Origin of the sequence: Pseudomonas sp. B21-031 (assembly GCF_024748985.1) — a bacterium.
GTDB lineage: Bacteria > Pseudomonadota > Gammaproteobacteria > Pseudomonadales > Pseudomonadaceae > Aquipseudomonas > Aquipseudomonas kermanshahensis.
This window is the reverse complement of record NZ_CP087181.1, coordinates 5180807-5193490: the sequence shown is the minus strand read 5'-3', so window position 1 is coordinate 5193490 and position 12684 is coordinate 5180807. Positions and strand designations below refer to the sequence as shown.

Genomic DNA, 12684 nt, shown 5'->3' with positions numbered 1-12684 from the left:
TATGAGTTCAGTGCAGTACCCAACCCGGTTACCTTGCGGCAACCGGGTTCTTGATTTGTCGCGTACCCATGTCATGGGTATTCTCAACATCACCCCCGACTCCTTCTCCGATGGCGGGCGCTTCAGCCAGCGCGACGCTGCGTTGCGCCATGCCGAAGCCATGGTTGCCGCCGGCGCCACGCTGATCGACATCGGTGGCGAATCGACGCGCCCTGGCGCGCGTGCGGTGTCCGTGATCGAAGAAATCGAACGCGTGGCACCGATGGTCGAGGCGATTAACAGTCGTCTGGACGTAGTCATTTCGGTCGATACCTCCACGCCTGCGGTCATTCGTGAATCCGCACGGCTGGGGGCTGGCCTGATCAACGACGTTCGTGCCCTGGAGCGTGATGGCGCCCTGGATGCGGCGGCGGACACCGGCCTGCCGGTGTGCCTGATGCATATGCGCGGTGAGCCGGGCAATATGCAGGACGACCCGCATTACGATGATGTGACGGCCGACGTAACGCGATATCTTGAGCAGCGGATGGCCGCCTGTGCTGCGGTGGGTATCCCTGCAGACAAAATCATTCTTGACCCGGGCTTCGGTTTCGCCAAGACATTGGCGCATAACCTAAGCCTGTTCAAACACATGGAAGCGCTCTATCGCCTTGGGCGCCCACTGCTGGTGGGCGTTTCACGAAAGAGCATGATCGGCCTGACGCTGGATCGTCCGGTCGGCGAGCGTCTGTACGGCAGCCTGGCGCTGGCAGCGTTGGCCATGACCAAGGGCGCGAGCATCCTTCGCGTCCATGATGTGGCCGAAACTGTCGATGTAGTGCGCATGATCGCTGCGGTACAAAACGCCGAATAAGAACATTGGAGCCGCTATGAGCAGAAAATACTTTGGTACCGACGGCATTCGTGGCCGCGTCGGCGAATACCCGATCACGCCGGACTTCATGCTGAAACTTGGCTGGGCCGCCGGCATGGCCTTCCGCAAGCAGGGCCATTGCCGTGTGCTGGTGGGCAAGGACACGCGTATTTCCGGTTACATGTTCGAGTCCGCGCTCGAGGCGGGGCTGTCTGCAGCGGGTGCCGACGTGATGCTGCTCGGGCCGATGCCGACGCCGGCCATCGCCTACCTCACGCGTACGTTCCACGCCGAAGCCGGTATCGTCATCAGTGCCTCGCACAACCCGCACGACGACAACGGCATCAAATTCTTCTCCGGGCAAGGCACCAAGCTGCCTGACGAAGTCGAGCTGATGATCGAGGAATTGCTCGATCAGCCCATGACGGTGGTCGAGTCGAGCAAGCTGGGCAAGGTTTCGCGCATCAACGACGCAGCAGGCCGCTACATCGAGTTCTGCAAGAGCAGCGTGCCCTCGAGCACCAGCTTCGAAGGCCTCAAGCTGGTGGTCGATTGTGCCCATGGTGCCACCTACAAGGTCGCGCCGAGCGTGTTCCGCGAGCTGGGTGCTGACGTGACCATTCTGCATGCTCAGCCAGATGGCCTGAACATCAACGAAGGGTGCGGTTCGACCCATATCGAGTCGCTGCAGGCGGCCGTGCTGGTCGGTCATGCTGACCTGGGCATCGCCTTTGACGGCGACGGCGATCGGGTGCTGATGGTCGACCACACCGGTGCCATCATCGACGGTGACGAACTGCTGTTCATCATCGCGCGTGATCTGCACGACCGCGGCAAGCTGCAGGGCGGGGTTGTGGGTACGCTGATGAGCAACCTGGGCCTTGAGCTCGCGCTCAAGGATCTGGACATCCCGTTTGTGCGGGCCAAGGTCGGCGACCGTTACGTCATGGCCGAGCTGCTCGAGCGCGAGTGGCTGATCGGTGGCGAAAACTCCGGGCATGTCGTGTGCTGCAACCACACCACCACCGGTGATGCGATCATTGCCGCGCTGCAGGTGCTGATGGCGCTCAAGCGTCGCGGCGAGACCCTGGCCCAGGCCCGTCAGGCCCTGCGCAAGTGCCCTCAGGTGCTGATCAACGTGCGCTACGGGGCAAGTAAGGTCGACCCGCTGGAGCACCCGGCAGTCAAGGAAGCCAGTGCCAAGGTGACCGAGGCGATGGCCGGTCGCGGGCGTGTGTTGCTGCGCAAGTCCGGTACCGAGCCGTTGGTGCGCGTCATGGTCGAAGGCGATGACGAAAGTCAGGTTCGCGCCCATGCCGAAGCGCTGGCGAAACTGGTCGGCGAAGTTTGTGTCTGAAGGCGCTTGCCAGCGCAGATCTGGTTGGGTAAGATCTGCGCCCACTTTGACCGACGAGGTAAAGCATGCGTCGCCCTATGGTAGCTGGTAACTGGAAGATGCACGGTACCCGCGCCAGCGTCGCTGAGCTGACCGAGGGCTTGAGCAATCTCGCCCTGCCGAGCGGAGTGGAAGTCGCGGTGTTTCCGCCGGCCTTGTTCATCAATCAAGTGATTGATGGCTTGGCAGGTAAAGAAATAACTGTCGGCGCACAGAATTCTGCTGTACAACCCGAACAGGGTGCGCTGACCGGCGAAGTTTGTCCGGAACAGCTGGCCGAAGTGGGCTGCAAGTTGGTGTTGGTTGGGCATTCGGAGCGTCGCCAGATCATTGGTGAAACCGACGAAGTGCTTAACCGCAAGTTTGCAGCCGCACAGGCTAAAGGTTTGAAGCCGGTGCTGTGCATAGGGGAAACCCTTGAAGAGCGCGAGGCTGGCAAGACACTCGAAGTTGTCGGGCGTCAACTAAGCAGTATCATCGAAGCGTTCGGTGTTAAGGCTTTTGCCAATGCAGTAATTGCTTATGAGCCTGTATGGGCCATCGGCACTGGCTTAACGGCCACGCCACAGCAGGCTCAGGATGTGCACGCCGCCATCCGTAGTCAGCTGGCGGCAGAAGATGCTGAAGTGGCTGCGAAGGTGCAGCTGCTCTACGGCGGCAGCGTGAAGGCGGCCAATGCGGCCGAACTGTTCGGCATGCCGGATATCGATGGGGGGCTCATTGGTGGAGCGTCCCTGAACGCAGACGAATTCGGTGCAATTTGTCGCGCCGCAGGAAACTGAACAAATGCTGGAAACAGTCATCGTTGTTTTTCATCTGTTGGCAGCGCTGTCGCTAGTAGTGCTGGTACTGTTACAACAGGGTAAAGGTGCGGAAGCAGGTGCATCTTTCGGCGCAGGGGCCTCAAACACTGTGTTCGGAAGCCAAGGTTCTGCAACCTTCCTAAGTAAATTCACTGCAATACTCGCTGCCACTTTCTTTTTGACAGCACTTGGGTTAGGATACTTCGCCAAGGAACAAGCTCACAAGCTGACCCAGGCGGGCCTTCCAGATCCAGCAGTATTGGAAGTGAAAGAGCAGAAGCCGGCAGTAAATGATGATGTACCGGTGCTCCAACAGCAGAAGAGCGAAACCGCCCCTACAACGGGTGATGTACCTCCTCCGGCAGAAGAGCAGAAGTAACGGGTTTCAAATGTAGTATTGCCGAGGTGGTGGAATTGGTAGACACGCAACCTTGAGGTGGTTGTGCCCATAGGGTGTAGGGGTTCGAGTCCCCTTCTCGGTACCAATTGAAGCAAGAGAGCCCGCTTTATGCGGGCTTTCTTGTAGGTGGAGGTCGGATTGACCCAGCACTGGGTTCAGTCTTATACTTTCGCCCCAGCTTTGTCGCGGGGTGGAGCAGCTTGGTAGCTCGTCGGGCTCATAACCCGAAGGTCGTTGGTTCAAATCCAGCCCCCGCAACCAGCTTCAGCGGAGCCCCTTTTCAGGGGCTTTTTGCTAGCCGAACAGTTTTCGGCGTCGTTGTCCAACGGCGCTTTCAGGGATGGGCGCTTCGCCCATTTTTTATTTGCACAGCATGCACGAGGGGGTTCAGGTGTCGAGCAAGCTAGAACAGTTGCAGGCCTTGTTGGCCCCGGTTGTCGAGGGTCTGGGCTATCAGTGCTGGGGGATCGAGTACGTTTCCCAGGGTAAGCATTCGGTACTGCGCATCTACATCGATAAGGAAGACGGGATCCTGGTTGACGACTGCGAAGCAGTCAGCCGTCAGGCCAGCGCCATTCTTGATGTGGAAGATCCGATCAGCAGTGAATATACCCTTGAAGTGTCGTCTCCAGGCATGGATCGCCCGCTGTTCACTCTGGAACAGTTTGCCTCGCATGCCGGCGAACAAGTGAAGATCAAGCTGCGCTCACCCTTCGAGGGTCGTCGTAACTTCCAGGGCCTTCTCCGCGGTGTGGAGGAGCAGGATGTGGTGGTCCAGGTGGACAATCAAGAGTTCCTGTTGCCGATCGACTCGATCGACAAGGCCAATATTATTCCCAGTTTTGACTGAGACGTGCCGGGCCCGGCGGACTATCCGGGCCCAATGGCTTGCGCAAGGCGAGGCGTACGATGAGCAAAGAAGTACTGCTGGTTGTTGAATCGGTATCCAACGAAAAAGGTGTACCGCCCGGCGTCATTTTCGAAGCGCTGGAAGTGGCCCTGGCCACTGCAACCAAAAAACGTTTTGAGGACGAAGTCGACCTGCGTGTGGAAATCAACCGCCACACCGGTAGCTACGAGACCTTCCGTCGCTGGACCGTGGTCGATGAAGCCGATCTTGATGATCCGGCGATCGAGACCTGGTTGAGCAAGATTCACGAGACCCACCCTGAAGCCAAGGTCGGTGACGTGATCGAGGAGAAGATCGAGTCTATCGAGTTCGGTCGTATCGCCGCCCAGACCGCCAAGCAGGTCATCGTGCAGAAGGTCCGTGAGGCCGAGCGCGCCCAGGTGGTCGATGCCTACCGCGAACGCGTGGGTGAGATCATCTCCGGTACCGTCAAAAAAGTTACCCGCGACAACGTCATCGTTGACCTGGGCAACAACGCCGAGGCCTTGTTGGCTCGCGAAGACATCATTCCCCGCGAGACTTTCCGTGTGGGTGTGCGCCTGCGTGCACTGCTCAAGGAAATCCGCACTGAAAACCGTGGCCCTCAGCTGATCCTGTCGCGCACTGCGCCACAGATGCTGATCGAGCTGTTCCGCATCGAAGTGCCGGAAATTGCCGAGGGTCTCATTGAAGTCATGGCTGCATCCCGTGATCCGGGGTCGCGAGCCAAGATCGCCGTCCGCTCCAAGGACAAGCGTATCGACCCGCAAGGTGCCTGTATCGGCATGCGCGGTTCGCGCGTCCAAGCCGTATCCGGAGAGTTGGGTGGTGAGCGTGTGGATATCGTCCTCTGGGACGATAACCCGGCGCAGTTCGTCATCAACGCTATGTCGCCGGCTGAAGTCGCGGCGATTATCGTTGACGAGGATGCCCATGCCATGGACATCGCCGTCGCCGAAGACAACCTTGCCCAGGCCATTGGTCGTGGCGGTCAGAACGTTCGTTTGGCCAGTCAATTGACCGGCTGGACCTTGAACGTGATGACCGAAAAGGACATCCAGGCCAAGCAGCAAGCAGAAACCGGTGACATCCTGCGTAATTTCATCGATGAACTGGAAGTCGACGAGGAGCTGGCCCAAGTGCTGGTCGACGAAGGCTTTACCAGCCTCGAAGAAATTGCCTACGTACCGTTGGAAGAAATGCTCAACATCGATGGCTTTGACGAAGATATCGTCAATGAGCTCCGCGCTCGAGCCAAGGACCGTTTGTTGACCAAGGCCATCGCTACCGAAGAAAAACTGGCAGACGCCCATCCGGCCGAAGACCTGCTCTCCCTTGAGGGCATGGACAAGGACCTGGCGGCGGAACTGGCGGTGCGCGGCGTGGTTAACCGCGAAGACCTGGCCGAGCAGTCGATTGACGACCTGCTCGACATCGACGGCATCGACGAAGAGCGTGCCGGCAAGTTGATCATGGCCGCCCGAGCCCACTGGTTCGAGTAATTAGGCGCGGCCTGAGGAGAGAAGTGCATGACGCAAGTCACGGTGAAAGAACTGGCCCAAGAGGTCGAGGCACCGGTAGAGCGCCTGCTGCAGCAGATGCGTGAGGCAGGTCTGCCGCACACCGACGCCGGTCAGGTAGTGACCGACAATGAGAAGCAGACCCTGCTGACTCATTTGAAAAGCAGCCACAAGAGCAAGGCGGAAGAGCCGCGCAAGATTACCTTGCAGCGCAAGACCACCAGCACGCTGCGTGTCGCCGGTAGCAAAAGCATCAGCGTAGAAGTACGCAAGAAGAAAGTATTCGTTCAGCGCAGCCCGGAAGAAATCCAGGCTGAGCAAAAGCGCGAGCAAGAAGAGCGCCGTGCGGCCGAAAACGCTGCGCGCGACAAGGTTGACGCCGAAGTTCGCCAGCGCAACGAAGAGCAGGCCCGTCGTCACGCTGATGCCGCCCCTGCGGCCCCAGCTGCCAAACCGGCTGCCGCTGCTAGCGCTGCTGCACCTGCCCCGGCACCTGTAGTCGCTGACGCGCCTGCATCGGAAGATGCCGCCGCACGTGCCGCCGAACGCAAAAAAGACGAGACCCGTCGCAACGAAAGCCGCACTCGCGATGACGACCGTCGTCGTGGCGAAGCGCCTCGTGTGTCGATCAAGGTCAAGGTCAAAGAAAAGGAAAAGGCGCCGACTCCGCGTGCTGCTCCGCGTACCACCGACGAAGAGAGCGATGGCGCTCGTCGTGGTCGTGGTGGCAAGGGCAAGCTGAAGAAGCGTAATGCTCACGGCTTCCAGAACCCGACCGGCCCCGTCATCCGTGACGTGACCATCGGCGAGACCATCACGGTCTCGGAACTGGCCAACCAGATGTCCGTCAAGGGCGCTGAAGTGGTCAAGTTCATGTTCAAGATGGGCACCCCGGTTACCATCAACCAGGTGCTCGACCAGGAAACCGCTCAGCTGATCGCAGAAGAGCTGGGCCACAAGGTGACCCTGGTCAGCGATACCGCCCTGGAAGACTCCCTGGCCGAATCGCTGAAGTTCGAAGGCCAAACCGAATCGCGTGCCCCGGTCGTGACCGTCATGGGCCACGTTGACCACGGTAAGACCTCGCTGCTCGACTACATCCGTCGTGCCAAGGTTGCTGCTGGCGAAGCCGGCGGTATCACCCAGCACATCGGCGCCTACCACGTGGAAACCGACCGCGGCATGGTCACCTTCCTCGATACCCCGGGCCACGCTGCGTTCACTCAGATGCGTGCTCGTGGTGCCAAGGCGACCGACATCGTCATCCTGGTGGTGGCGGCGGACGACGGCGTGATGCCGCAAACCCGTGAAGCCGTTCAGCATGCCAAGGCTGCTGGCGTCCCACTGGTTGTCGCAGTGAACAAAATCGACAAGCCAGGTGCTGACCTCGACCGCATTCGCAACGAGCTGTCCGTCGAAGGCGTAACCTCTGAGGACTGGGGTGGTGACACGCCGTTCGTCAAGGTTTCGGCCAAGATGGGTACCGGTGTTGACGAACTGCTCGAAGCCGTTCTGCTGCAGGCCGAGATCCTCGAACTGACCGCTACCCCGACCGCTCCAGGTCGTGGTGTCGTCGTCGAATCGCGCCTGGACAAGGGTCGTGGCCCAGTGGCGACCATCCTGGTTCAGGACGGTACGCTGCGTCAGGGCGACATGGTCCTGTGCGGCTCCAACTATGGCCGCGTACGTGCCATGCTCGACGAGAACGGCAAGCCTGTGAAGGAAGCTGGCCCGTCGATCCCGGTCGAGATCCTTGGCCTGGACGGTACCCCGGAAGCCGGTGACGAGCTGTCGGTGGTGGCTGACGAGAAGAAAGCCCGCGAAGTTGCCCTGTTCCGTCAAGGCAAGTACCGCGAGGTCAAGCTGGCCCGTGCTCACGCCGGCAAGCTGGAAAACATCTTCGAGACCATGGGTCAAGAAGAGAAGAAGACCCTTAACATCGTCCTCAAGACCGACGTACGTGGTTCCCTGGAAGCACTGCAGGGTTCGCTCGGCGGCCTGGGCAACGACGAAGTTCAGGTTCGCGTGATCGGTGGCGGCGTAGGTGGTATCACCGAGAGCGACGCCAACCTGGCGCTGGCGTCCAACGCGGTGCTGTTCGGCTTCAACGTGCGTGCCGATGCCGGTGCGCGCAAGATCGTCGAGCAGGAAGGTCTGGATATGCGTTACTACAACGTGATCTACGACATCATCGAAGACGTCAAGAAAGCCCTGACCGGCATGCTCGGCAGCGATGTTCGCGAGAACATCCTGGGTGTCGCCGAAGTACGTGACGTGTTCCGTTCGCCGAAGTTCGGCGCCATCGCTGGCTGTATGGTCATCGAAGGTACCGTGTACCGCAACCGTCCGATCCGCGTACTGCGCGAAGACGTTGTGATCTTCGAAGGCGAGCTGGAATCGCTGCGTCGCTTCAAGGACGACGCTGCCGAAGTACGTTCGGGCATGGAGTGCGGTATTGGCGTCAAGAGCTACAACGACGTCAAGGTCGGCGACAAGATCGAAGTCTTCGAGAAAGTCCAGGTGGCTCGTACCCTCTAAGGGCGAGCTTGCCGCAAGCCCCCGCTACAGGGCGGTTGGCGGCGCCTTTATAGGTAGCGCCCGGTCAGGCATCAGCCTGACCGGGCGTTTGCCGCTTTAAGTTACAGGTAGCAAGAATGGCCAAAGAATATAGCCGTACCCAACGTATCGGCGATCAGATGCAGCGCGAGCTGGCTGAACTGATCCGCCGCGAAGTCAAGGACCCACGTGTGGGTCTGGTGACCATCACTGCCGTGGACGTCAGCCGCGACCTGGGCCATGCCAAGGTGTACATCACCGTCATGGGCGAGGAAACGCCAGACGCCGTGAAGCAGTCGCTGAAGGCGCTGAACAGCGCTGCCAGCTTCCTGCGTCTGCACCTGGGGCGTTCGATGCAGCTGCGCAGCGTCCCCCAGCTGCATTTCCACTTCGATGAAAGCGTCAGCCGCGGTGTACACCTGTCGGCGCTGATCGAGCGTGCAGTGGCCGAAGACCGCTTGCACAAGGATACCGACGAGCTGGACACCAAGGAGTAAGCGGTGGCCCAGGTCAAACGTATTCGCCGCAACGTCAGCGGCATCATCCTGCTCGACAAGCCGCTCGGCTTTACCTCCAACGCGGCATTGCAGAAGGTCCGCTGGTTGCTCAATGCGGAGAAGGCTGGCCACACTGGCAGCCTCGATCCGTTGGCCACCGGCGTGCTGCCACTGTGCTTCGGCGAAGCGACCAAGTTTTCGCAGTACTTGCTCGATTCCGACAAGGGCTACGAAACCGTCATGCAGATGGGGCAGACTACCAACACTGCCGATGCTGAAGGCGAGGTTTTGCAGACCCGTGAGGTGACCGTTGGTCGTGCCGACATCGAGGCCCTGCTGCCACGTTTTCGCGGCCCGATCAGCCAGATACCGCCGATGTACTCGGCACTCAAGCGCGATGGCCAGCCGCTGTACAAACTGGCACGTGCTGGAGAGGTAGTGGAGCGCGAGGCGCGTTCTGTTACTATTAACCGCTTGGAGTTGCTCGAGTGCGAAGGCACCCGTGCACGGCTCAGTGTAGGATGCAGCAAAGGCACCTATATCCGCACCTTGGTTGAGGATATCGGCGAAGCCCTTGGCTGTGGCGCCTATGTCGCAGAGTTGCGTAGGACCCAGGCCGGGCCCTTCGCACTGGCACAGACGGTGACCCTCGAAGCACTCGAACAAGCCCATGCCGAAGGCGGCAACGAAGCGCTTGATCGCTTCCTGATGCCTTCCGACAGCGGGTTGCAGGACTGGCCAATGGTCAGCCTGTCTGAACACAGTGCGTTCTACTGGCTGCATGGGCAGGCAGTACGCGCGCCGGATGCGCCGCAGTTTGGCATGGTCCGGGTACAAGATCACAACGCGCGCTTCATCGGTATCGGTGAAGTGAGTGAAGACGGGCGCATTGCGCCACGTCGGTTGATTCGGTCGGAATGACCGAAACCGCAGGGCGAGGCTTCGGCCGAACCCTACGGAATCAAGGGTGGCTGTCAGTAGGCACGGTCACACCTTTCTTATTAATACAGGGATTTGTCCCTGGCCTATTGGACCCCGTTCGCGGGATCCGTTATCAGGAGAAGCCAAATGGCCCTCAGCGTTGAAGAAAAAGCTCAAATCGTTACCGACTTCCAGCAAGCAGCTGGCGACACTGGTAGCCCGGAAGTTCAGGTTGCTCTGCTGACCGCGAACATCAACAAGCTGCAAGGCCACTTCAAGGCCAACGGTAAAGACCACCACTCGCGTCGTGGCCTGATCCGTATGGTTAACCAGCGTCGTAAGCTGCTGGACTACCTGAAGGGCAAAGACACCACTCGTTACAGCGCCCTGATCGGTCGCCTGGGCCTGCGTCGCTAATAGCGGCCTGGTCAGTGGTGTGCATGGCGTCTCATGCATTGGCAACGCTGCCTGGCAGCGTTGTCTTTGGGCGCGCCATGCGTATCTCCGAGGCTGGCAGCCTGGTTACGTTGTGCGGTTTTCCGCGCTTCGGCCAGGCTCCCAGCCTCGTGTTGTATCTGGACGGTCAATGGGGCCGATTCCCCGTTCTGCCCAAGAATTCGCAAGAAACCAGTTCCCCCAAGAGCCACTGAAAAGGTAGGAAACCGTGAACCCGGTAATCAAGACATTCCAGTTCGGTCAATCGACCGTTACTCTCGAAACGGGCCGTATTGCCCGTCAGGCCACCGGCGCAGTACTGGTCACTGTAGACAACGACGTTACCGTGCTGGTGACCGTGGTCGGTGCCAAGCAAGCCGATCCAGGCAAGGGTTTCTTCCCTCTGTCGGTCCACTACCAGGAAAAGACCTACGCCGCCGGCAAGATCCCAGGTGGTTTCTTCAAGCGTGAAGGCCGTCCTTCCGAGAAAGAGACCCTGACCTCGCGCCTGATCGACCGTCCGATCCGTCCGCTGTTCCCTGAAGGCTTCATGAACGAAGTCCAGGTGGTCTGCACCGTGGTTTCCACCAGCAAGAAGACCGACCCGGACATCGCTGCGATGATCGGTACCTCGGCTGCCCTGGCAATCTCCGGCATTCCGTTCGAAGGCCCGATCGGCGCCGCCCGCGTTGCTTTCCACGAAAGCACCGGCTACCTGCTGAACCCGACCTACGAGCAACTGGCTGCCTCGAGCCTGGACATGGTCGTTGCCGGTACCTCCGACGCCGTTCTGATGGTTGAATCGGAAGCCCAAGAGCTGACCGAAGACCAGATGTTGGGCGCTGTTCTGTTCGCCCACGACGAATTCCAGGCTGTTATCCAGGCTGTCAAAGAGCTGGCCGCCGAAGCTGCCAAGCCGACCTGGGACTGGAAACCTGCCGTTGCCAACACCGAGCTGTTCAACGCCATCCGCGCTGAATTCGGCGAGGCTGTTTCGCAGGGCTACACCATCACCGTCAAGGCCGACCGCTACGCGCGCCTGGGCGAGCTGCGCGATCAGGCGATCGCCAAGTTCTCCGGTGAAGAAGGCCAGCCATCGGCTTCCGAAGTCAAAGAAATCTTCGGTGAAATCGAATACCGCACCGTTCGCGAGAACATCGTCAACGGCAAGCCGCGTATCGATGGCCGTGACACCAAGACCGTTCGCCCGCTGAACATCGAAGTCGGCGTCCTGCCGAAGACTCACGGTTCGGCGCTGTTCACCCGTGGCGAAACCCAGGCCCTGGTCGTTGCGACCCTGGGTACTGCCCGTGACGCCCAGCTGCTGGACACCCTCGAAGGCGAGAAGAAAGACCCCTTCATGCTGCACTACAACTTCCCGCCGTTCTCGGTTGGCGAGTGTGGTCGTATGGGCGGTGCTGGCCGTCGCGAAATTGGCCACGGCCGTCTGGCCCGTCGCTCGGTCCAGGCCATGCTGCCTGCCGCTGACGTGTTCCCGTACACCATCCGTGTGGTTTCGGAAATCACCGAGTCCAACGGTTCCAGCTCGATGGCTTCGGTCTGCGGTGCTTCCCTGGCACTGATGGACGCGGGTGTGCCGATGAAGGCGCCGGTTGCCGGTATCGCCATGGGCCTGGTCAAGGAAGGCGAGAAATTCGCGGTCCTGACCGACATCCTGGGTGACGAAGATCACCTGGGCGACATGGACTTCAAGGTTGCCGGTACCGCCAAAGGCGTTACTGCACTGCAGATGGACATCAAGATCAACGGCATCACCGAAGAGATCATGGAAATCGCCCTGGGCCAAGCCCTGGAAGCGCGCCTGAACATCCTCGGTCAGATGAACCAGATCATCGGCCAGTCGCGTACCGAGCTGTCGGCCAACGCTCCGACCATGATCGCGATGAAGATCGACACCGACAAGATCCGTGACGTCATCGGCAAAGGCGGCGCCACCATTCGTGCCATCTGCGAAGAGACCAAGGCTTCGATCGACATCGAAGACGACGGCTCGATCAAGATCTTCGGCGAAACCAAGGAAGCAGCTGAAGCAGCCCGTCAGCGCATCCTGGGCATCACTGCCGAGGCCGAAATCGGCAAGATCTATGTGGGTAAGGTCGAGCGCATCGTTGACTTCGGTGCCTTCGTCAACATCCTGCCTGGCAAGGATGGCCTGGTGCACATCTCCATGCTGAGCGATGCTCGCGTCGAGAAAGTCACCGACATTCTGAAAGAAGGTCAGGAAGTCGAAGTGCTGGTACTGGACGTGGACAACCGCGGCCGTATCAAGCTGTCGATCAAAGACGTTGCCGCGGCCAAGGCCTCCGGCGTCTAAGCGACTGACGCGCAATAGAAAAAAGAGCCCTTCGGGGCTCTTTTTTTTCGCCTGACGGGAACCTTTTGTACAGTTGCAT

11 protein-coding genes and 2 tRNA genes are annotated in these 12684 nt (G+C 59.8%); all 13 read left to right on the top strand.

All coding sequences use genetic code 11. The features are described 5' to 3' along the window. Window position 1 precedes the first annotated feature (1 nt). Complete coding sequence (folP, locus tag LOY53_RS23225) at window positions 2-853, top strand: dihydropteroate synthase (protein WP_252825897.1); 852 nt, start codon at window positions 2-4, stop codon at window positions 851-853. Window positions 854-869: 16 nt separating this feature from the next. Then, the gene (gene glmM, locus LOY53_RS23220) at window positions 870-2210 is read left to right on the top strand and encodes a phosphoglucosamine mutase (RefSeq protein ID WP_027595028.1); all 1341 of its coding nucleotides are present in this window, start codon (window positions 870-872) and stop codon (window positions 2208-2210) included. 65 nt (window positions 2211-2275) lie between these two features. Beyond that, window positions 2276-3031 (top strand): triose-phosphate isomerase, encoded by a 756-nt coding sequence (tpiA, locus tag LOY53_RS23215; protein WP_027595027.1) that lies wholly within the window; start codon window positions 2276-2278, stop codon window positions 3029-3031. Window positions 3032-3035: 4 nt separating this feature from the next. Next, window positions 3036-3431: a preprotein translocase subunit SecG gene (secG, locus tag LOY53_RS23210; protein WP_027595026.1), complete on the top strand. Its 396-nt coding sequence runs from the start codon at window positions 3036-3038 to the stop codon at window positions 3429-3431. 20 nt (window positions 3432-3451) lie between these two features. Further along, window positions 3452-3537 (top strand) — tRNA-Leu (locus LOY53_RS23205). A gap of 99 nt (window positions 3538-3636) precedes the next feature. Then, a tRNA-Met gene (locus tag LOY53_RS23200) sits at window positions 3637-3713 on the top strand. Between the two features lie 130 nt (window positions 3714-3843). Then, on the top strand, window positions 3844-4302 hold the full coding sequence (gene rimP / locus LOY53_RS23195; RefSeq protein WP_033694237.1) for a ribosome maturation factor RimP: 459 nt from the start codon (window positions 3844-3846) through the stop codon (window positions 4300-4302). A gap of 59 nt (window positions 4303-4361) precedes the next feature. After that, window positions 4362-5843, top strand: a complete 1482-nt coding sequence (gene nusA / locus LOY53_RS23190) for a transcription termination factor NusA (protein ID WP_027595024.1) — start codon at window positions 4362-4364, stop codon at window positions 5841-5843. Between the two features lie 27 nt (window positions 5844-5870). Beyond that, the gene (gene infB, locus LOY53_RS23185; RefSeq protein WP_027595023.1) at window positions 5871-8399 is read left to right on the top strand and encodes a translation initiation factor IF-2; all 2529 of its coding nucleotides are present in this window, start codon (window positions 5871-5873) and stop codon (window positions 8397-8399) included. A gap of 116 nt (window positions 8400-8515) precedes the next feature. After that, a complete protein-coding gene (rbfA, locus tag LOY53_RS23180) occupies window positions 8516-8914 on the top strand; it encodes a 30S ribosome-binding factor RbfA (protein WP_027595022.1) in 399 nt (132 codons plus the stop codon). 3 nt (window positions 8915-8917) lie between these two features. Further along, entirely contained in the window at window positions 8918-9835 is a 918-nt protein-coding gene (gene truB / locus LOY53_RS23175) for a tRNA pseudouridine(55) synthase TruB (protein ID WP_027595021.1), read from the top strand. Window positions 9836-9982: 147 nt separating this feature from the next. Continuing rightward, on the top strand, window positions 9983-10252 hold the full coding sequence (gene rpsO / locus LOY53_RS23170) for a 30S ribosomal protein S15 (RefSeq protein WP_012274241.1): 270 nt from the start codon (window positions 9983-9985) through the stop codon (window positions 10250-10252). Between the two features lie 247 nt (window positions 10253-10499). Beyond that, a complete protein-coding gene (gene pnp / locus LOY53_RS23165; RefSeq protein ID WP_027595020.1) occupies window positions 10500-12605 on the top strand; it encodes a polyribonucleotide nucleotidyltransferase in 2106 nt (701 codons plus the stop codon). The last annotated feature ends 79 nt before the right edge of the window (window positions 12606-12684 follow it).

What these genes read in the sequence shown, in the direction of transcription:
- folP (WP_252825897.1), top strand. Translation starts at nt 2, where the DNA reads ATGAGTTCAGTGCAGTACCCAACCCGGTTACCTTGCGGCAACCGGGTT.
- glmM (WP_027595028.1), top strand. Translation starts at nt 870, where the DNA reads ATGAGCAGAAAATACTTTGGTACCGACGGCATTCGTGGCCGCGTCGGC.
- tpiA (WP_027595027.1), top strand. Translation starts at nt 2,276, where the DNA reads ATGCGTCGCCCTATGGTAGCTGGTAACTGGAAGATGCACGGTACCCGC.
- secG (WP_027595026.1), top strand. Translation starts at nt 3,036, where the DNA reads ATGCTGGAAACAGTCATCGTTGTTTTTCATCTGTTGGCAGCGCTGTCG.
- nusA (WP_027595024.1), top strand. Translation starts at nt 4,362, where the DNA reads ATGAGCAAAGAAGTACTGCTGGTTGTTGAATCGGTATCCAACGAAAAA.
- infB (WP_027595023.1), top strand. Translation starts at nt 5,871, where the DNA reads ATGACGCAAGTCACGGTGAAAGAACTGGCCCAAGAGGTCGAGGCACCG.
- rbfA (WP_027595022.1), top strand. Translation starts at nt 8,516, where the DNA reads ATGGCCAAAGAATATAGCCGTACCCAACGTATCGGCGATCAGATGCAG.
- rpsO (WP_012274241.1), top strand. Translation starts at nt 9,983, where the DNA reads ATGGCCCTCAGCGTTGAAGAAAAAGCTCAAATCGTTACCGACTTCCAG.